The 19,642-nt window shown below is 49.8% G+C and carries 17 protein-coding genes and 2 pseudogenes; all 19 read left to right on the top strand.

Going from position 1 to position 19,642, the window contains the following annotated elements:
- Positions 1-3 precede the first annotated feature (3 nt).
- Complete coding sequence (locus JK154_RS17035) at positions 4-1,164, top strand: hypothetical protein (RefSeq protein ID WP_211993913.1); 1,161 nt, start codon at positions 4-6, stop codon at positions 1,162-1,164.
- Entirely contained in the window at positions 1,151-4,525 is a 3,375-nt protein-coding gene (locus tag JK154_RS17030) for an ImcF-related family protein (RefSeq protein WP_211993912.1), read from the top strand. The genes JK154_RS17035 and JK154_RS17030 overlap by 14 nt, the downstream gene beginning before the upstream one ends.
- Positions 4,526-4,766: 241 nt before the next feature.
- Positions 4,767-5,258: a hypothetical protein gene (locus JK154_RS17025; RefSeq protein ID WP_211993911.1), complete on the top strand. Its 492-nt coding sequence runs from the start codon at positions 4,767-4,769 to the stop codon at positions 5,256-5,258.
- A gap of 39 nt (positions 5,259-5,297) precedes the next feature.
- The gene (gene tssF, locus JK154_RS17020) at positions 5,298-7,061 is read left to right on the top strand and encodes a type VI secretion system baseplate subunit TssF (protein WP_211993910.1); all 1,764 of its coding nucleotides are present in this window, start codon (positions 5,298-5,300) and stop codon (positions 7,059-7,061) included.
- Entirely contained in the window at positions 7,016-8,119 is a 1,104-nt protein-coding gene (gene tssG / locus JK154_RS17015; RefSeq protein ID WP_211993909.1) for a type VI secretion system baseplate subunit TssG, read from the top strand. Before tssF ends, tssG begins: the two co-directional genes overlap by 46 nt.
- Entirely contained in the window at positions 8,100-8,636 is a 537-nt protein-coding gene (gene tssJ / locus JK154_RS17010) for a type VI secretion system lipoprotein TssJ (protein WP_211993908.1), read from the top strand. The genes tssG and tssJ overlap by 20 nt, the downstream gene beginning before the upstream one ends.
- Before the next feature lie 228 nt (positions 8,637-8,864).
- A pseudogene (locus tag JK154_RS17005) lies at positions 8,865-9,997 on the top strand (ISAs1 family transposase).
- A gap of 201 nt (positions 9,998-10,198) precedes the next feature.
- Positions 10,199-10,522, top strand: coding sequence for a hypothetical protein (locus JK154_RS17000; RefSeq protein ID WP_211993907.1), 324 nt, complete (start codon positions 10,199-10,201; stop codon positions 10,520-10,522).
- A gap of 49 nt (positions 10,523-10,571) precedes the next feature.
- Positions 10,572-10,799: a hypothetical protein gene (locus JK154_RS16995; protein WP_211993906.1), complete on the top strand. Its 228-nt coding sequence runs from the start codon at positions 10,572-10,574 to the stop codon at positions 10,797-10,799.
- Between the two features lie 381 nt (positions 10,800-11,180).
- Positions 11,181-11,423: a hypothetical protein gene (locus JK154_RS17765; protein ID WP_249215983.1), complete on the top strand. Its 243-nt coding sequence runs from the start codon at positions 11,181-11,183 to the stop codon at positions 11,421-11,423.
- Positions 11,424-12,077: 654 nt separating this feature from the next.
- Positions 12,078-12,386: a hypothetical protein gene (locus JK154_RS16985; protein WP_249215982.1), complete on the top strand. Its 309-nt coding sequence runs from the start codon at positions 12,078-12,080 to the stop codon at positions 12,384-12,386.
- Positions 12,387-12,701: 315 nt separating this feature from the next.
- Positions 12,702-13,304 (top strand): CDP-alcohol phosphatidyltransferase family protein, encoded by a 603-nt coding sequence (locus JK154_RS16980; protein ID WP_211993904.1) that lies wholly within the window; start codon positions 12,702-12,704, stop codon positions 13,302-13,304.
- Positions 13,297-14,226: a phosphatidate cytidylyltransferase gene (locus tag JK154_RS16975; RefSeq protein WP_211993903.1), complete on the top strand. Its 930-nt coding sequence runs from the start codon at positions 13,297-13,299 to the stop codon at positions 14,224-14,226. The genes JK154_RS16980 and JK154_RS16975 overlap by 8 nt, the downstream gene beginning before the upstream one ends.
- Positions 14,227-14,235: 9 nt before the next feature.
- Positions 14,236-14,868, top strand: a complete 633-nt coding sequence (locus JK154_RS16970; RefSeq protein ID WP_211993902.1) for a lysophospholipid acyltransferase family protein — start codon at positions 14,236-14,238, stop codon at positions 14,866-14,868.
- Positions 14,865-16,628 carry a bifunctional alpha/beta hydrolase/class I SAM-dependent methyltransferase gene (locus JK154_RS16965; RefSeq protein ID WP_211993899.1) on the top strand — a complete coding sequence of 588 codons (1,764 nt, stop codon included), beginning with the start codon at positions 14,865-14,867 and terminating at the stop codon, positions 16,626-16,628. The genes JK154_RS16970 and JK154_RS16965 overlap by 4 nt, the downstream gene beginning before the upstream one ends.
- Positions 16,621-17,943, top strand: a complete 1,323-nt coding sequence (locus JK154_RS16960; protein WP_211993897.1) for a phosphatase PAP2/dual specificity phosphatase family protein — start codon at positions 16,621-16,623, stop codon at positions 17,941-17,943. Before JK154_RS16965 ends, JK154_RS16960 begins: the two co-directional genes overlap by 8 nt.
- Positions 17,925-18,317: a hypothetical protein gene (locus JK154_RS16955; RefSeq protein ID WP_211993896.1), complete on the top strand. Its 393-nt coding sequence runs from the start codon at positions 17,925-17,927 to the stop codon at positions 18,315-18,317. The genes JK154_RS16960 and JK154_RS16955 overlap by 19 nt, the downstream gene beginning before the upstream one ends.
- 72 nt (positions 18,318-18,389) lie before the next feature.
- Positions 18,390-18,956: pseudogene (locus JK154_RS16950) on the top strand (type VI secretion system ImpA family N-terminal domain-containing protein); the annotation flags it as partial.
- A 155-nt stretch (positions 18,957-19,111) separates the two neighbouring features.
- Positions 19,112-19,642, top strand: a 531-nt coding sequence (locus JK154_RS16945) for a DUF6708 domain-containing protein (protein WP_211993894.1), incomplete at its 3' end; no start/stop codon positions are given.

Here is a 19,642-nt window from a genome sequence, read left to right as displayed (position 1 = left end):
TCAATGGGCTGGGAAAGGACGAAAGCAACAACAATGACGTTGCCTCCTGAGCCATCTTTTACGGGATGGCTGTTGGCAGGGGGTGTTGCCGCGGTTGTAGGTATTTTGCTGTTTATCCTGCATGTATCAGGCATGGTTAAGGCACTGGCTGCATTCAATATCTGGTGGCTGGCATCCAGCCCTGTTCTTGGCTGGTTTTTCCTGTTTTGTTTACGGGGGGGGCTGTGGGGCAGAACCGTCAATGAACATCAGTTTTTGCAGAAGGAAGCGGAATACGGGCAGCAACAGTGGGAGGCCTGGGCTGGGCGCTATCTGGCCGTGCTTGGAAGCTGCATACTGCTACCTTCCGGAGTGACCTCTTACGCCATTGCTAAATCAGATGCTGCAGATGCGCCGCAATTTCTTTCTCTGACCAGTCATTTTGATGCGAAATCGACGACGTCCACTTCCTTGCTCGAATTGGGTCTGACTGGTGTACAAAACGCGATCGCGATGTTGCCTGCGACAGTGCCGTTCAACGTCACCATTGTGAGCGACATGATTTCGTCAGACTTCGAGACCAGGTTTCGCAAATCATGGGAAAAAATTTATCCTGGGCGTGCGCTGACAGGTTCGATTTCATGTTGTGAAGCTCTTTCTTTTGCCTGGATCGAAGAGCGCCTTAAAAATCCCATTTTCGATATTGATTTGATCCTGATATTGCAGAACCAGGGTGCTGAACTGTATTCCGATGCACTCGCAGCAATGGTACTTACCAGCGATGATGTTGCTAAAAAATACCAGCTTCCTCACTCTGCCCGCATCTTGCGACCGATGCCGCTGGACATGCCAAATTTCAGGACTGATATGGGTTTGTTCCTCGAAACACAAACCATCGCCTGTCAGACGTCAAATGTGTTCTGTGATTACGGGCACTGGAATGACAGGTTTGCTGATCTAATGACTGCGTCTCAATCACATCTGACACCGTGGGTGCCCCAGGAAATTGATGTACTGGAAAAATATAACGGTATTCCAGGAGCCGGGAGCGCGTGGCTTTTAGCCACATTACTGGCCGACATCGTGTCCGTCAGCAACAAACCTGTTTTAGGGCTGTTTACCTCAGGTACTGATCGTTTTGTCAGTACTGTTACCTCAGGGAGTATAAATAATGATGCCGGGTAGTTCATGGAGCAGAGGGGGGCTTGCCGGCATAATAGCCTGCATCTCAGCGGTTATAGTGGCCTTGATCCTGCATTTTGGCCCCTCGTATGGCCTTGATACCCGACTGAAGCAAGTGCTGGCATTTGTTGCTGTATGGATGGTCTTGCTTATCATTTTCTTTACGCCGTTCATGTTCCGGTTTATGCGGGAAAAGTATCACCGCTGGCGGGAACAAAAGAACAATGCGCTGCCTTCTGATGAATCAAGAGTTGCCCGGACTCCCCCCCGCAATATCACCGTCGACACCATCCGTGAAGCCATGCGTAACCTCTACGGTCGTCGCTGGGGGCGTAAAACACGCATCCTGCTGATAACCGGTACGGCCGTTGACGTGGAGCAACTGACTCCAGGTCTGACGGTTCAGCTCTGGCAGGAAGACCGTGGCACGTTGTTACTGTGGGGCGGTGATCTCAATACGCCAGCAGACAGTGTCTGGCTGACCGCGCTGCGCAAACTGCGCCGTCGCCCGGTCGATGGGCTGGTGTGGGTCACGTCAGCGTTTGACCGGCTCTCAGCACCATGGTTGGAACAGCCGCTGCCAGTACCGTCAGAAAGCACCATGGATGCTCTGTCGCATGCCATCAGCAGCCGTATGGATGCGCTGGGCTGGAAACTTCCGCTCTATGTCTGGTCCTTGCATCTCCTGGCAGGAAGGCAGGAAGGGCGTATTGTACAAGCGACGGGTTGCCTGCTGCCTGCCGGATGCGGTGCTGATCGGCTGACTGGACAGCTTGCAGCCCTGGCAGGGGAACTAACCACTCAGGGTCTGCAACAGACTTGTAGCGAGGTGAAACACGCCTTTCTGCTGGCACTGGCTGATCAGCTCATTTGCCAGCCGGAGAGCGTGACGGTGCCCCTTTCGGTGATGCTCAACCCGTACCGCCCGCTACCAATGGCTGGCGTGGTGTTCAGTCAGTCTTCAGCCGGTGGCGAACGTACCGTGCCGCACCACTGGGGCAGGGATAAGCGCTGGGACGTTATCCCGGATTCTGTTCATTTACTTCCTGCCGCGTTGCGCCCCCGCAGGCTGGGCTTTCCCTGGCATAAGGTCATGTCTCCAGCCGTCGCCCTGGCGATGGTTGCCTGGGCGATATGGATGGGGGCTGCGTATGTGGCTAATCGTAGTCAGATTGGCGACGCAGAAACCCGGATCGCGATGGCTGCCCGTCAGAATATATCGTTGGAACAGCGTCTGTCTGCCCTGTCTGAACTGCAGAAAACGCTCGCTCGCCTGCAGTACCGTGCAGAGCATGGTGTGCCCTGGTATGAGCAGGCCGGGCTGAGTCAGAACAATGCCCTGCTGGCCGCACTCTGGCCACGCTATCAGGATAGCGCGATGCCGTTGCTACGTGATGCGGCGGCGGCGCATCTGCAGAAGCAAGTCCGTGCTTTTAATGCGCTGCCGCCAGGCAGTCCGCTGCGTGAACAGAAGGCAAAAACCACCTATGATCAGCTCAAACTCTACCTGATGCTGGCCCGTCCGGATCATATGGACGCGGCCTGGTTCAGTTCGACGCTGCGGCATGACTGGCCAAAACGTGATGGCGTGAAAGACGGTGTCTGGCAGGGGGTGGCACCCTCACTATTGTCGTTCTATGGCACACAACTGGTAACGCATCCGGAGTGGAAACTCCAGACCGATGATGGCATGGTCAGCCAGGCCCGTTCCTTGCTGGTTCGTCTGATGGGGGTGCGCAATAGTGAATCAGCCCTGTACCAGAAGATGCTCTCCCAAGTGGCACACCTGTATGTGGATATGCGTCTCGACGATATGACCGGGGATACTGATGCCGCCCGACTGTTCAGCAGCCCGGAAAGTGTGCCGGGGATGTTTACCCGTCAGGCCTGGGAGCAGGCGGTGCAGCCAGCTATCGAGGATGTGGTGAAGGCTCGCCGGGATGAGCTCGACTGGGTGATCACGGACAGCAGGCATCAGGCCAATAAACAGGATGCGATGTCCCCTGAGGCGCTAAAAAACCGTCTTACGGAACGTTACTTCGCTGACTTTGGTGGGGCGTGGCTGGAATTCCTCAACAGCCTGCGTTGGAATCAGGCGGCCACGCTGTCAGATACCATTGACCAGCTGACCCTGATGACAGACGTACGTCTGTCGCCGCTGGTGGCGCTGATGAACACGCTGAATGTGCAGGGCCGCACCGGGCAGGCCGGGGGCGCTATGTCGGATTCACTGGTGAAATCAGCCAAAAATTTACTGTCTGGTGATAACAAGGATGTCATTGATCAGCATGCCGGAGTACAGGGTCCACTGGACGCAACCTTTGGCCCGGTACTGGCACTGATGGACAAGAACCGGACGGGAACACCGGTGCCGGGCCTGGAGGCATACTTGACCCGCGTGACCCAGGTGCGCTTGCGCCTGCAGCAGGTCACCAATGCGGCGGATCCGCAGGCGATGGCCCAGACGATTGCCCGGACGGTTTTTCAGGGCAAAGCAGTGGATCTGACAGAAACCCGTGACTATGGCAGCCTGATTGCTGCCGGGCTTGGTCAGGAGTGGAGTGGTTTTGGTCGTACAGTATTTGTGAAGCCTATGGAACAGGCCTGGCAGCAGGTGCTGACCCCGGCGGTAGAGAGTCTTAATGCTCAGTGGCAACAGGCTGTGGTCAGTGAATGGTATTCAGCCTTTGGCGGACGCTATCCGTTCAACAATGCCAGCAGTGATGCCTCACTGCCGTTGCTGGCCAAATACCTCAATGCCGATTCCGGGCGTATTGCGCAGTTCCTGCAGATTAATCTCAAAGGAGTGCTGCATAAAGAAGGCCGCCACTGGGTGCCGGACAGTATTAATTCACAAGGTCTGGTCTTTAACCCAGCGTTCCTCAATGCAATCAATACCCTGAGTGATATCTCGGATATCGCCTTTACGGAAGGCCGTGCCGGGGTGAACTTCGAGCTGCGCCCTGGCACCGCCGCCGGTGTAATGCAAACCGATATGGTTATTGACGGTCAGGCGCTGACCTATGTTAATCAGCTCCCCACCTGGAAGCATTTCACTTGGCCTGCCGATACGGAAGCCCCTGGTGCGTATTTGAGCTGGATAAGTACCCAGGCCGGCACCCGGCAGTATGCCGATATTCCCGGCACGTGGGGCTGGATCCGCCTGCTTGATAAAGCCTCCGTGAGCGCATACCCCGGGGTTGGTAGCAGTTACAGCCTGAGCTGGGAAGCCCAGGACGGTCGCAGACTGAATTATACCCTGCGTACCGAAGCGGGGGAGGGGCCACTGGCACTGCTGAAACTGCGTAATTTTCGTTTGCCGGAGACCATGTTTAGCACGACCACCGCCGCAGAACCCGAGTAACTTGCCTGTGCAGGCCGTTTAGCGAAGGTTCCCGCACACCTCCGCCAGCCCCCCTTTTGGCTGAACGGGACTCGCGAGCCGATACTCCCCTCACTGCCCCTGAACAGCGGTTTGAGATACTGGCCCATCATCTGAAATTCAGTTAGTTGCTAAAAAATAGCAGTGCTATGTGAAATTAACCGTTTTATTTCGCTGAGATCGAAAGAGAACAGTGAATGACTATCAAAAGGTAAATAGCGTTATGCAGTGTGTTTTTTTTATTTTTGCTCTCTTATTGTTATCTGGGTGTGATTCTTCTGTAAATATTCATAAGGAGTGGCTTGGGATCAAATATTATCGTATTGATTTTTCTGGTCATGAGATAAAAAAACTGCCTCAAGGTGCCAGGCGGGTAAAGGAACAACGAGATGTTGCGATAGGTATTCTGGACGGCAATGGTGATACTGGTGAATTTATCGTTTCAGGACGTGTGACCGAAAAAGACTATGTGATTGAGCCAATGAATCATTTATATGATTATTCTGAAGGTTTTATCACCACTTCACGTGACGGGAAGGTTAAGCCTTTCATCACGTATAAAATGACGAATAAATGCCAGCCAGATGACACCTATTCGGGGGGGAGTGACAGCCAGGGCAGAACGATTCTGTTCGCAACAGAAAAACCCTGTGAGGTGGAAATTACCTTTCCGCGTGAAATACATCATGGTGGACAACATGGCAATAGCAAATGATCCCGTGACTGCCCGGAACGCTACAAAAGTGAGAACCTCATGGACGATTTAACCCTGCGCTATTTCGATGCGGAGATGCGCTACCTGCGTGAAGCTGCGAAAGAGTTCGCCCAGACCCATCCAGATCGTGCAGCGATGCTGGATCTGGATAAAGCCGGTATACCGGATCCTTATGTTGAACGCCTGTTTGAAGGTTTTGCCTTCTCTATGGGACGTCTGCGTGAAAAGATAGACGATGATCTGCCAGAACTGACCGAAGGGCTGGTCAGTATGCTCTGGCCACATTACCTGCGCACCATTCCTTCGCTCTCTGTGGTGGCACTGACCCCGGCACTGCAGGCTATGAAAATGGCGGAAGTAGTACCGGCGGGTCTTGAGATCTATTCCCGCCCGCTAGGGCCGAATAACACGGTATGCCGTTACCGTACTACGCAAGATGTGATGCTCAATCCCCTGATGGTCTCGGGGGTTACCATGACCACTGAATCTGACGGTCGCTCGTTGTTGCGGATGCGTTTTGCCTGCAGCATCCAGGCAGATTGGGCTAGTGCTGACCTTAGCCGACTGGGCCTGTATCTTGGTGCGGATACTCCCGTCAGCAGTCAGTTGCATTTGATGCTGACCAAACGCCAGGCGGCACTGTATATACGCCTGCCAGGGCAGGCCGAACGTATTCATCTTGACGGGTATTTTTCACCAGGCGGTTTTGGTGAAGAAGACGGCCTGTGGCCAAAGGGAGATACGGCTTTCAGCGGCTATCAGTTGTTGCTGGAATACTTCACCTTCCGGGAGAAATTTATGTTTGTCCACCTTAATGGCCTGGAGCATATCACGCCGCCGGCCGGCGGAGAGTATTTCGATATTGAGGTGGTCTTCAGGACACCCTGGCCATCGGATCTGCCGATCACCGATGATGCCATTCGTCTCCACTGTGTACCGGTCATTAATCTGTTCACTTTGGATGCAGATCCGCTCACTATCACCGGTCTTGAGTGTGAGTATCTGCTGCGTCCTAAACGGTTACAGGACGGGCATACCGAGATTTATTCGGTGGATTCGGTCACCGGTTCAAACCGGGCTAATGACGCAGAGTACGTGCCGTTCAGCAGTTTTCGTCACAAGGGTGGGATGATGCGCCGCCATGCCCCCCCACGTTACTACCACACCCGAGTGAAGCGCAGCGTGACCGGGCTGTATGACACCTGGTTGATACTGGGTGGCTGCCGGTGGGAAAATGACCGACTTATCGACCGCGAAGCGGTATCACTGCAAATTACCGGAACCAATGGCCAATTACCGCGTCGTGCACTGCAGAGTACCTTGCTGGACCGTTGTGAGCAGGTTGTAGACACACCACTCTCAGTACGTAATCTCTGTAAGCCCACGCTGCCGGTTTACCCACCTGCAGAAGACCGTTTTCACTGGCGAGTGCTGAGTCATCTCGGCTCTGGCTTTCTTAATATGATGAGCACCGCCGAAGTGCTGCGTGGGACGCTGGCGCTGTATAACTGGCAGGAAGACGAACTAAACACCCGGCGTCTGGAGGCTATTCAACAGGTGGCGCACCATCGGCTGCAGCGCTTTGAACAGGGATTCATACTGCGGGGGCTGGATATTGAAGTTACCCTCGACAGCAACGGTTTCACTGGCGAAGGGGATATCCATTTGTTCGGTGAAATGCTTAACCGTTTCTTCGCACTCTATGCTGATATGAACCAGTTTAACCAGCTTACCCTCATCGTTCAGCCAGAAGGAAAATGCATCCGGTGGAAAGAGAACCACAGTCTGCGTCTGCCCGGCTGATAGCGCAGCTGGAAGAGCGGCTGCCCTATATCAACTTTTACCGCTTCTGCCAGCTGCTGGAGCAGAGCCAGCCGGGGAAACCGGTGATCGGCAGCACGTGGCAGGTACGTCATGAACCGCTACGTTTCCGGCCGCATCCGGGGATGGGATTCCCAGTCTCAGAAATCAAAGGAATGGAGCTGCCTGAACATCAGCACTTGCCACCCACAGTACGCATCACCTTTATGGGGCTGTATGGTGTAGAGTCACCGTTGCCGACGCACTATATCGATGACATTACCCAGGGGCGGGAAGGGATTGAGGCGACCACGGATTTCCTTGATATCTTTAACCACCGGCTGATTGCCCAATATTATCGTATCTGGCGTAAGTACTCGTACCCTGCGAGCTTCGAGGATGGCGGTAAGGACAATATATCCCAGTACTTGCTGGGACTGGCAGGGCTCGGCATTGAGGGTTGCACGGAAAGTATCGCGGCACCGGCCTCACGTTTTCTGGCGTTGCTACCGGTGATGTTGCTACCAGGGCGGACTGCGGAAGGAATGGCCTCGTTGGTACGTTTGCTGGCGCCCAACACACAGGCGAAAATCTGGCACCATGATAAACACCGTGTGCCGCTGAAAAAAAAGCTGGCCATGAGTGTCAGTCAGCCTGTCACCCTGGCAAATCGTCCAGTGATGGGCAACTATGCTACTGACGTGAACAGCCAGGTGCTGATGCGCCTGGCGACCACCGATCCGACGGAGGTGCAGGGCTGGTTACCTGGGGGGGATCTTCACGCGGATCTAATGGCGCTGCTGCATGTCTGGCTCGGCTCACGCCTCGATGTACGCCTGCAATTGTGTGTTGACCGTAGCCTGCTGTCTGACGCCACCCTAACCAGTCAACCTAAAGCAGGTGGGGTACAGCTGGGCCATACTGCCGTGATGCGGCCGTTGAATGTGGCGAATACCACCGCACAGCCCAGAACAATAACCATCAATCTTGGCCGCTATCAACGGGTAAAGGAAAACATTCACCGTAGGAAAACTGATGAAGATGGCGACTATCGCTGGTAAATTACCCCATATTGCCTTGGCTACCGTTATCACACTGATACTGGCAGGCTGTGGGCTGACCCAGAGCGTTACAGACGGCACTGCCGCCATGACCAAATCTATTTTTTACAAACAGGTGAAAACGCTTCACTTGGATATTCGGGCCCGTGAGGCGGTAAATCAGAATGCGGGGGGGGTTTCACTGTCCACCATGGTACGTGTTTACCTGCTCAAGGACCGCAATATCTTCGACGGCACGGACTATCCGTCATTGTTTAAGACTGACAGCCAGGCCATCAAAACCGATCTGGTGGCAGAAAAAGACATTCGCCTGCAGCCAGGGGGAGCGGTGATGGTCGACATGCCAATGGAGGAGAGCGTACGTTACGTAGCAGTGGCTGGCATGTTTATGACGCCAGACCAGGAGCATAACACCTGGCGTGTGGTGTTGAGCCGAGATGACCTCCTCCCGGATAACGCCCGCGTTATCGAAGCAGGAAATAACCAACTGACCCTACAGCCACTAAAAGATGAATAACCCCCCGCCATTGAGTACACATCCACTGGCAGCTTGTCTAGCTTGCTTTCTATTGCCCGTGTTACTCTATCGGTAATTCCCCCCAGGGAAAGATCACGAAAAGTACGTTTTTCACACAATAAATAGTGCATTTATTGACCTGTGACAAAAGTGGGTCATTAAGTGATATCTAAGCAGAAATGAATGTGATCAAGTCTTCTTAATTCAAAACTAAATGGAATTAGAGCAATGAATCTTGAAGATTTAATGAAGCATATTACTATTATCCCTGATTATCGTCAGTCATAGAAAATAGACCATAAATTATCTGATATTCTTCTTCTCACTATTTGTGTCGTTATCTCAGGTTCTGAGGGATGGGAAGGCATTGAGGATTTTGGTCATGTAAATATGGATTTTTTGAAACTCTATGGTGATTTTGAAAACGGTATTCCCGTACATGATACTATTGCTAGAGTAGTGAGTAATATAAGCCCTAATAAATTTCATGAATGCTTTATTAACTGGATGAAAGAATGTCATACCGTCGATGAAGAAGTTATTACGATTGATGGAAAAACGCTGTGCAGATCATATGATAAAGCAGACGACGCGGAGCGATACATGTCGTTAGTGCATTTTCTTCGATGAGCGGTATTGTCCTTGGACAGTTAAAAACGGCTGAAAAGAGCAATGAGATAACAGCCATGCCTGAACTGTTAAAGTTAATTGATTTAAAATGAAAAATCATCACGACGGATGCGATGGGATGTCAGAAAGATATCGCTGAAAAGGTCTGCAAGCATGAAGGGGATTATTTACTGGCGGTGAAAGGTAATCAAGGGAAATTATACCGTGCGTTAGCAGAGACTTTTCCCGTGAGATGTATCAATGATCCACAGGTAGACAGTTTTGTAACGGAAGAAAAAAGTCATGGAAGACAGGAAACCCAGCTTCATCTTTTTAGTGATATTCCTGATGAACTTATCGATTATACCTTCGCCTGGAAGAATTTAAGAAAGGTAGGGATGGCAGTTTGCTTTCGTTCGGAAATAACAGCAGACAATAAAGAACCCGAAATGACAGTGCATTATTATATTAGCTCTTCAAATATATCAGCAGAGAAATTTTCCTCAGCGATCCGCGGTCACTGGCAGATTGAGAATAAATTACACTGGCGTTTGGATGTGGCGATGAATGAAGATAATTGCTGAATAAGAAGAGGGGACGCAGCGGAATTATTTTCCGGGATCAGGCATATCGCGATAAATATGTTATCGCAGAATAAAGAATTCAAGGCTGGACTGCGTAGAAAGATGCGTCGGGCAGCAATGGACAGGAAGTACCTCGCGTCAGTCCTTGCGGGCTGCGGGGTTTCGTAATCTTTCCCTGTGTTCAGTTCTAGTTAATGGTGGCGGGTATGGATATTTTGAACGACAGGCTTATACACGGTATGCGTTCTACTATTTAAATGATGTCTTAACAACAAATGCCAAAGAAACAGTTCAAGTACAAAAAGGTCGTAGTACTGTAAAAATCACTGTTGATTACACCAGACAGTGCAAGTGAGATAGCGGTTAATTATGAATAATTCAATTTTATTGTTGGGTTTTGTTAGTGCCATTAATTTTTTTTCATTGGGTGCGTCTGCGAATGATGTAGATGTATTATCGTCAGTTAAAAGCTATCCTTTCAAGGATGGAGAACCTTACGGCCTATCACAAGTATATCAAATTGATGCACCTGACACGGGTTTCCCGCCTTATTATATTTTCCAGAAGTTAGGTAAAGGGAACGCATACCCATTTGTTTTTAATCGCGAAGGACTACCTGGTAAAGAAGAGCCATACAGTCGGTGTAACGTAGTGCTCAAAGTTAATAATCAATACCTCATACCAAAGGAATGATAAATCTGGATATGCCGAAGATTCTGAACCATGCCTTGGTATCGATAGAATGCAGATTATTAAAGGTAACAAAGATATTAAATGGTATGTGACCGATGCTTTATATCAGTCAGAAGGTGATACACCAGATAAAACTGAAGAAATATATTTTTATTCTGACAGCTTTTTTTGCTTCTCAAAAGATTTTAGTTCAAAACTAGCTGCAGGCAAAATTAAAATAAAAGACCTCGAGAGTTTATCTGTGGATGGGAAAAACGCTGAGGAGTGTGCTAAATAAAACTCAGTGGTGATGCTAATTTACACTAGGATCGCGTTGATAATGAATAGAGCTCAAGCTGACAGGTTTTGTTAATACACTACACTTTATTGTAGAGGCACTGTCGCAGAAGGGGATAATTAGAGTATCTCATATATAGATGGACTAACAAATGAATCTTATTATTTCAACAATTGCCGGTTTTTTATTCCATTTAATGCATATGCATCAGGAGTTACATTATATGGTACTGACTCGATAACCGTTGACATTAACAATCATACAAAGACTCTTAACTTTGATACTGTTATCAATGGCTATAGTGTTAAATGTAGTGGTGATAAAATAATTCTCTGGGGTAAGCCGAAAATAATTAATGAGGGCAATCCTCAGGATGCAAATGTGATTCTTGTAGATTTGGAGCACAGATATAAAAAAATTGAACAGAGTGTGAGTGAAGGTGTTTTTAGCATTGATTTTATAAAAGGAAAGGATCTCGCCTATATCGGAACCAATCAGGGGTTGTTTTTTAATCTTGCGAATGGAAATTTGAAGCCAGTTGGGTCAGAATTTGATCCTACGGATGATGATAATTTTGAAACGTGCGAGAAAAATAGCTTGTGGGAATTTAATAGATATCCTTGAGCAACAGCCAGTGTAAGCCCTGCTGGATAATCACTCAAAATTCCTAATGATACTATCATGAAATATATTTTTTCTTCCTGTATATTTTTACAAAGATTGCAATTGGATGTGATAATTGAATTTTAGATGTTAATAATGGAAAAAACTTTCTGCAAAGGTTTTGCTGAAAGATAATGATTCGTTGGAAGTATCAGTTTCAGAAGCCAGCAAGCAGCTTAATCTAGAAAATGTTGATGTTTCATCGGAGAAAAAAATCACATTACATTTGAAGATTACAATCGTGATGGCTATAAAGATTTTAGTATTTGGTCTCTGGGTAAGGGAATGGGTACTAATAAAATCTATAGATTATTTTTCTTTTCTCCTGCCGACAAAAAGTTCAAAGAGATAAAGCCAACATGCGGCGATGACTTTGTTAACGTAAGTATTGAAGGTTATGATCTGATTAATATCATTTATGACGATAACACTCCAAAGTCATGCTCTATTCCTCTCAAAAGTCTTAAATAACTGCATTCGATATGTAAGTGAGAGATATAGAGTTAAAGATATATTTAATTGAAAAATTTTATCAATGGTCGAAGCCAGGGGGAAAGTTAAATTTCATAGTCATTAGGACATCCATGTAAGTATATAAGCACAGGACGAAATGTTATGAAAAAAGTTTGCATGCCATTCATTATCGGTTTCAGTTCTTTCTCTGTGGCTTCTGTTCTTGCTGCTGACGCAGGATTTGTTCCTGTAACTAGAGCTCTGTCATCTGATTCAAGTGCCAACATTTCTTCGTCATCCAGTTTTGATGCATGCAATATGTATTTTAGTGATTTTAAATACCCCGCATTGTCTGATGATGAGTACTTCCAAAAAAATCACCAATATCGGAGTGGACTTGCCTGTATTCTGGTGAAGCATTTTAAGCAGGATATGATGTACAGCAAGTTAACAACAAGGGGGCAGTGTTAGTGCCGCTGATAATAAAATTATTTATGACTACAAGAATAAGGTATGGAAATCAATTCCGGATTCTACAGATGTGAAAAATGGGAAGGCAAATCATCTATCTCTATTTCAAGTTAAAAGCAAAGACGCATCATATACAATGGCCTGAGTGAAAACGAAACTATCGAGAAAGACTAATGAGAAAGCGTGCAGGTATACCTGCATGCCATTAAATTGATGGTGATGTGATTTATCTTCATAGTCATCATATTAATAGCAATGGGCATTGAAATACCAGATAGTGAATCGTTTCTGATAAATGGAATATTAAATTACAATATGACTCTCTACGATATTAAACCAAGATTTCAGGATTTATTACGACCAATAGTCCGCGTATTTTTTATCCGAGGTGTGACTGCCAATCAGGTCACCGCCAGCGCGGCAATTTTCTCGGTGGTCCTCGGCGCAGTGTTGATGCTCTTTCCCGAACCCCGTCTCTATATTTTACTCCCTGTCTTTCTGTTTATTCGTATGGCACTCAATGCCATTGACGGCATGTTAGCGCGGGAGTTTAACCAGCAGTCCAGGCTTGGAGCGATCCTCAATGAGGTTAGTGACATTATCGCTGATGCCGCGCTCTATCTCGCGTTTGCTTTTTTGACCGGTGTTTGCCCATGGTTGGTTGTGCTGGTGGTATTGCTGTCGTGGCTGACAGAGTTTTGCGGCGTCATATCCCAGACGCTGACGGGCAGCCGAAATTATCGTGGTCCGATGGGCAAAAGTGACCGTGCCTTTGTACTGGGGGCGTTAGGCTTGTTTATCGCGCTTTGGCCGCAGTACATCATTGTTGCTAATATCGTCTTTGGTTTCTCGGCTGGCCTGCTGGCCTGGACCTCAATCAACCGCTGTCGCAGCGGACTGGAGGTCGGAAATGCCTGATTCCCTGCACACGTTGTATTACTGCCTGGGTGGGATCTTCAGCATTTTAATGTTGGCGACCGTTGTCATCTTCATCTTAAAAAAATGCCGTCCGCAGCGTGACTGGCTCGAACTTCAGCAACGGATATACAGCTGGTGGGGCATCGTTGGCTTATTTTCGCTGGCGATGCTTTCCCCCAAAGGGCTGGCACTCACCTTCTTCGGATTTCTCAGCTTCCTGTCCCTGAAGGAATATCTGACGCTGGCCTCGACACGCCGCTCTGACAGCGTGCCATTGCTGTGGATGTATGCCGCGATCCCTCTGCAATATATCTGGGTGGGCATGTCCTGGTACGGCATGTTCATTATCTTCATCCCAATTTACGTCTTCTTATTCCTGCCCGCGCGCATGGTGCTCGTTGGCGATACGAAAGGGTTCTTACACTCAGCCTCCGTCATGCACTGGGGCATGATGACTACGGTCTTTGCGCTAAGCCATGTCGCTTTCCTGATGATGTTGCCAGGCGTGGATATCAAAGCGGGCGCACTTCTGGTGATCTTCCTTGTCGCGACCACCGAGCTTAACGATATTGCGCAATATCTGTGGGGGAAATCGCTTGGCAAAATCAAGGTCACGCCTAAGGTCAGCCCAAATAAGACGCTAGCCGGATTGCTGGGTGGCGTGCTGACCACCACGCTGCTGGCGGCCATTTTCGGCCCGCTGCTGACGCCGATGAACTGGATCCACTCGCTGGGTGCCGGGGTGATTATCGGCCTGAGCGGGTTCTGCGGCGATGTGGTGATGTCGGCCATCAAGCGTGATTTTGGTGTGAAAGACTCCGGGAAACTCCTGCCGGGGCACGGCGGTATTCTCGACCGCCTGGATTCGCTGATTTACACCGCGCCGTTGTTCTTCCACTTCTATTACTACTTCTACATATAGGAGGCGCAGATGAACCGTTTTCTGCGCTGGATCTTTACCCTGTGCATCGCATACCCCGTGGTCTGGATTTGGCTGGGTGTTCGCGTGTCGGGCCGCAAAAAGCTGCCTGTGGAAGGCCCGGCCATTATCGTGGCGAATCACAACAGCCATCTGGATGTGCTGACGCTGTTCACGCTGTTCCCACTTTCAACGCTGGTGAACGTGCAGCCGGTAGCGGCGGCAGACTATTTCCTGCGAAACAAAGTGATTGGCTGGTTTGCCCTGAAGGTCATCGGCATCATTCCTGTTTACCGCGGAGCTCATCAGGCCAATCCGCTGCAGGCCTGTGTCGATGCGCTGGCAGCAAAGAAAATTGTGATTATTTTCCCCGAAGGCACGCGCGGCGAGCCGGGGAAGTTTTCAGAGATCAAATCCGGCATCTGGCATCTAAGCCAGCAGTGCCCGGAGGTGCCGATTATCCCTGTCTATATGCACGGGCTGGACCGCTCAATGGGCAAAGGGCAGAAAATCCCCGTGCCGTTTTTTATCGACATCTTCATCGACGAACCGCTGTTTTATGACGCGGATAAAGCCACGTTTAAACAATCGTTATTCACTCGTTTCGTCACATTACAACAGCAGGCGACAAGGAAAATCATATGAGTCAGGAAGCGCGTTTATTTCAGGAAAGCACATTCGCAACCAGCGATGGAGAGTCGCTCTATTTTCGCCACTGGCCTGCAGCGGAAGGCAACGGCAATAAAGTAATTGTTCTGTTTCACCGTGGGCATGAACATTCCGGGCGTCTGCAACATATTGTCGATGAGCTGGATATGCCCGACACGCATTTTTACGCCTGGGATGCTCGCGGTCACGGTCAGTCGCCGGGTGATCGTGGTTACAGCCCGAGCCTGGCTCGCTCTGTTCTGGACGTGGATGAGTTTGTTCGTTTTGTGGCGAAGGACGCACAAGTCAAGCTCGAGGATATCGTGGTGATTGCGCAGAGCGTGGGGGCAGTGCTGGTTTCCACCTGGGTTCACGACTATGCGCCGAAAATTCGGGGGATGGTGCTGGCTTCTCCGGCCTTTAAGGTCAAACTGTATGTGCCATTCGCCCGCACGGGTCTTGGGTTGATGCAGCGTCTCCGTGGTCTGTTCTACGTCAACTCCTACGTGAAAGGGAAATTCCTTACCCACGATCCGGAGCGTGTCGCCAGTTTTGAGCAGGATAAGCTCATTACTCGGGCAATCGCGGTGAACATTCTCCTCGATCTCTACAAAACGGCAGAGCGTATTGTGTCCGACTCTGCTGCCATTACTCTGCCAACCCAATTACTTATCTCTGGCGATGATTTTGTAGTGCACGCAAAGCCACAAAAACAGTTCTACGCCGGTCTGCGAAGTGCTATCAAAGAGCAGCATATTTTACCCGGTTTCTATCACGATACGCTGGGTGAAAAAGATCGCGCCCTGGCCTTCGATAAAATGAAAACCTTTATCGACAAACTCTATGCGGTAAAACCTTATAACTTCGATTACAGCCATGAAGACCAATGGAGCCCGAGCGCTGACGCGTACCGCGAACTGCAGGCACCGCCAAAAGCACGCTCGCTGGAGGGGGTGTTCTATTCCTCAATGAGCTATGGCATGAAAACAATTGGCAGACTGTCAAAAGGGATGCGTCTGGGCTACAAAACGGGCTTTGATTCCGGCAGCACGTTGGATTATGTGTACCGTAACTATCCGGAAGGTACAGGTGTTCTGGGGCGCATGATTGACCGATACTACCTGAACAGCATTGGTTGGCAGGGGATCCGGGTACGAAAAGTCAATATTCAGCAGGTCATAGAGCAGGCGGTCACCCGGCTGAAAGAGAGTGATATGCCGGTACGTGTAGTGGATATCGCAGCCGGACACGGCCGCTATGTGCTCGACGCGCTGGAGAAACATCAAGATATTGAAAGCATCCTGCTGTGTGATTACAGCGACCTGAATGTTGAGAAAGGCCAGACCATGATTGAAGGGCGAGGGTTAAGCCACGTCGCTCAGTTCAAAAAGGGCAATGCCTTTGACTATGACTCTCTCGCCACGCTTGAGCCCGCTCCTACACTTGGGATCGTTTCCGGGCTGTATGAACTCTTCCCGAATAACGCCTTAATCAAAGCCTCGCTCGCCGGGCTGGCTGCGGCAATACCGCCAGGTGGGGTGCTGGTCTACACCGGGCAGCCGTGGCATCCGCAGTTAAAAACCATCGCCTATACCTTAACCAGCCATCAGAGCGGCATTCCGTGGATTATGCGTGTGCGCACGCAGAAAGAGATGGACACGCTGGTGGAGCAAGCGGGTTTCGATAAATGCCATCAGCTGATTGATGAGTTCGGAATTTTCACCGTCTCGCTGGCCGTGAGAAAGCAGCATGGCTGAGTCCGCGCTCATGCAGAACAACACCAGCCTCTGGAAACGGGGGCTGTGCTGGGCGGTGTTGCTGGGACCGCTGTTTTTCCTCAGCTATGGGCAGGTGAATCAGTTCACGGCCACACGTCATGATGTGGGAAGCATGGTCCTTGGGTGGGAACATGCTATCCCGTTTATGCCCTGGACGATCGTGCCTTACTGGAGCATTGACCTGCTGTATGGCATTTCGCTGTTTATCTGTACTTCGAGGCAGGAGCTGAGCCGCCACGGCTGTCGGCTACTCGCTGCATCGCTTATTGCCTGTGTGGGCTTTCTCCTGTTCCCGCTGAAATTTACTTTCGTGCGCCCGGAAACGCTGGGGATATTTGGCTGGCTATTTCAACAGCTCGAACAGTTTGATTTGCCTTATAATCAGGCCCCGTCGCTGCATATCATCCTGACATGGCTGCTGTGGCTGCGTTTTCGTCATCATCTGGGGAAGGAGGCAAGGCTGCTTTCCGGTGCGTGGTTTTTGCTGATCGCAGTATCGGTTCTCACCACCTGGCAGCACCATTTCATCGATGTCGTCAGCGGGATTGTGGTCGGGGTGTTGATTAGCTATGCCATTCCGGTTGAAAACCGTTGGCGGTGGAAGCGTCCGTCAGAGTACGCGGTACGGCTCGCCGCGAAATATTGTGCCGGTGGAATAGTGTGTTTACTGGCGGGATTATGGATCCACCACTGCTTCGCTTTACTGTGGTCAGCGGTAGCATTATTGATGGTAGCGGCGGGCTATGCCGGGCTCGGTGTATCAGTGTTCCAGAAAAATAACCATGGCGATGTATCCCTCTCTGCCCGTTTGCTATTGTTCCCCTATTTAGCCGGGGCATGGCTTTCAAGAAAATGGTTTTCCAGACGATTATCTCTGAGCAACGTTATTTATGACGGTGTGGCACTGGGCCGGTTTCCTGACACAATGGTGGCACAGGTAGCAGTCCTCGACCTGACGGCTGAATTTCATAAAGGCCGCCGTAAAACAGAGCATTGGGAAGCTTACCCGCTGATGGATTTGGTGGTGCCGGGCGTACGTGATATTCACCTGGCCGTGATAAAGCTTAGCCAGATGCAGCAAGGACATGAAAGTGTGCTTGTGTGCTGCGCCTTAGGTTTATCCCGCAGTGCAACGATTGTTGCGGCCTGGCTGCTAAGTGAAGGGCACGCCGGATCGGTCACGCAGGCCGTGGCGTTAATCAAATCCCGGCGGCCCCAGGTAGTGCTTACATTCGCTCATCTTCAGGTTTTGGAAACGTTCAGCAAGGAGCTGCAATGTCAGATATCACCATGACCAACAAAATCATGCACATTCATCTGTCGAGCTGGCGCTATTTTGCGGCGCTGACGCTGCCGCCGTTGGTGCTGACTTTTAACCTCTTATTTTCAGCCAGTTGTGTGTTGCTAATGGGACTCTTTTTGCTGACTCATTATTACTGCTGGCGCCTGTGGCTAGATGAACGTCTTTTTCAACTCATTGAGAGTGAATGCGACCTCATTGAGTTTGATAACGGGATGGCGCATTTGTGGGGAAAAAGAAAGGGGAATACTTGCACCCTTGTTGAACGTTGGAGTGGGGTAAGGGTTATATTTTATAAGGCAATTTTTTCTGTACTGGCGCTGTGGTTTGTTTCATCAGCCATGGCCCTTTATAAGACTCTTGGTTAATTAAGCTGAAAGTGAAACCGCACAAACACTAATAGCGCCTTAGCATTAGACTCCTCGAATGGACAACTGGTCATGAATGATATCCCCACGCATAAAATCAAAACTAGCGGTGACCCGCGTACGTTACAGGATTATGCCGTCCTGCGCGAAGAACTGAGCAAGTTGACGCATCCGGCACGCCCGGATGTGAACTGGCATTATGCCGAAAAACTCTGCCTCTCGTTATTTGGGAAAAATGGTGTGGAGCTACAGACGGCAGCCTGGTACACCTTGGCCCGTACGCAACTGGCCGGGTTGTTCGGTCTGAATGAAGGATTATCCATCCTGGAGGCACTGATAAGCCATCAGTGGGGGACAATGTGGCCGCAGCCGGTACATGCCCGAATGGACATCCTCAGCGAACTGAGTCCGCGTTTGCAGCAACGAATGCGTTCGCTCCAACTGAACTACAGTGACCTCAGCCAGTTGTACCGGGCGGAGCAACTGCTTACTGGTCTGGGAAAAGTACTGCAGCGTCTGGAGCTTAACCATCTGAGCCAGCTCGATACGTTGCGAACCCTGATGCACAACAGTGCTGTCCGGCTGGAAAATAGCGATGGCATTACCAGCACCGGGTCGAACATTCAGTCTGGTATCGTGTTTGATGAATGCTGCGACAGCAGCCTCGAGGGACCTTACTGGCAGCCCTGCTGAAGATACGCCAGAGAGTGCAGTGAAGTGAAGTGGGTATGTAAGTACATCCGATGCTGAAAGTAGCTTTCAGCCACCACAGATAGCCAATAAGGGACTGGAGTATGACCGACAATTTGTTTGCTCGCGCTAAACCGAAGCTTAACCCTCCCATTAGTGCCTGGAAGGAGGAGCTGCTGAAAAACAGTGAGCCACAGCTGGTGCCGCCTCAGTTGCTCTGGATGAATAGGTTAAATAATGTGTATCTTGAGATCCCCCGTTATGACAAAGGAATGACTTGGTGGGGTATGATTCCGTCTGCAATATTAATGTTAGTATTGATGTTAGGTTTGTTGGTTCATAGCATTTCTGTAGAACGAGAGTACGGTTGTGTTTTTATGCCGATATTGAGTGTGTTGAGCACTATTTTTTTTTCAACAATGTTCCTTTTTTGCATAAAAATATATTCCATAACTCCCAGAGATCAGCCAATTCGTTTAAACCGTGATCGATGTAAAATCTATGTATATAAATATAAAAAAAATCGCATTCCCTGGTTTAAATGGCCTGTCATTATAGCTCGATATAACTGGGCTGATGTTCATGGTGAAATCCGGTATTGCAGCGATCGTTACCGCTCGGGCCATCAGCTATGG

Source organism: Citrobacter sp. JGM124, from assembly GCF_018257795.1.
Taxonomy (GTDB): Bacteria; Pseudomonadota; Gammaproteobacteria; order Enterobacterales; family Enterobacteriaceae; genus JGM124.
This window is presented reverse-complemented; position numbering and strand designations above follow the sequence as displayed.

Excerpts from the sequence above, each read along its gene's own strand:
- JK154_RS17030 (WP_211993912.1), top strand. The coding sequence starts at position 1,151 with ATGATGCCGGGTAGTTCATGGAGCAGAGGGGGGCTTGCCGGCATAATA.
- JK154_RS16955 (WP_211993896.1), top strand. The coding sequence starts at position 17,925 with ATGTCAGATATCACCATGACCAACAAAATCATGCACATTCATCTGTCG.
- JK154_RS16975 (WP_211993903.1), top strand. The coding sequence starts at position 13,297 with ATGCCTGATTCCCTGCACACGTTGTATTACTGCCTGGGTGGGATCTTC.
- JK154_RS16985 (WP_249215982.1), top strand. The coding sequence starts at position 12,078 with ATGAAAAAAGTTTGCATGCCATTCATTATCGGTTTCAGTTCTTTCTCT.
- JK154_RS16970 (WP_211993902.1), top strand. The coding sequence starts at position 14,236 with ATGAACCGTTTTCTGCGCTGGATCTTTACCCTGTGCATCGCATACCCC.
- tssG (WP_211993909.1), top strand. The coding sequence starts at position 7,016 with ATGCATCCGGTGGAAAGAGAACCACAGTCTGCGTCTGCCCGGCTGATA.
- JK154_RS17035 (WP_211993913.1), top strand. The coding sequence starts at position 4 with ATGGGCTGGGAAAGGACGAAAGCAACAACAATGACGTTGCCTCCTGAG.
- JK154_RS16980 (WP_211993904.1), top strand. The coding sequence starts at position 12,702 with ATGACTCTCTACGATATTAAACCAAGATTTCAGGATTTATTACGACCA.
- tssF (WP_211993910.1), top strand. The coding sequence starts at position 5,298 with ATGGACGATTTAACCCTGCGCTATTTCGATGCGGAGATGCGCTACCTG.
- JK154_RS17025 (WP_211993911.1), top strand. The coding sequence starts at position 4,767 with ATGCAGTGTGTTTTTTTTATTTTTGCTCTCTTATTGTTATCTGGGTGT.
- JK154_RS17000 (WP_211993907.1), top strand. The coding sequence starts at position 10,199 with ATGAATAATTCAATTTTATTGTTGGGTTTTGTTAGTGCCATTAATTTT.
- tssJ (WP_211993908.1), top strand. The coding sequence starts at position 8,100 with ATGGCGACTATCGCTGGTAAATTACCCCATATTGCCTTGGCTACCGTT.
- JK154_RS16960 (WP_211993897.1), top strand. The coding sequence starts at position 16,621 with ATGGCTGAGTCCGCGCTCATGCAGAACAACACCAGCCTCTGGAAACGG.
- JK154_RS16965 (WP_211993899.1), top strand. The coding sequence starts at position 14,865 with ATGAGTCAGGAAGCGCGTTTATTTCAGGAAAGCACATTCGCAACCAGC.
- JK154_RS16995 (WP_211993906.1), top strand. The coding sequence starts at position 10,572 with ATGCAGATTATTAAAGGTAACAAAGATATTAAATGGTATGTGACCGAT.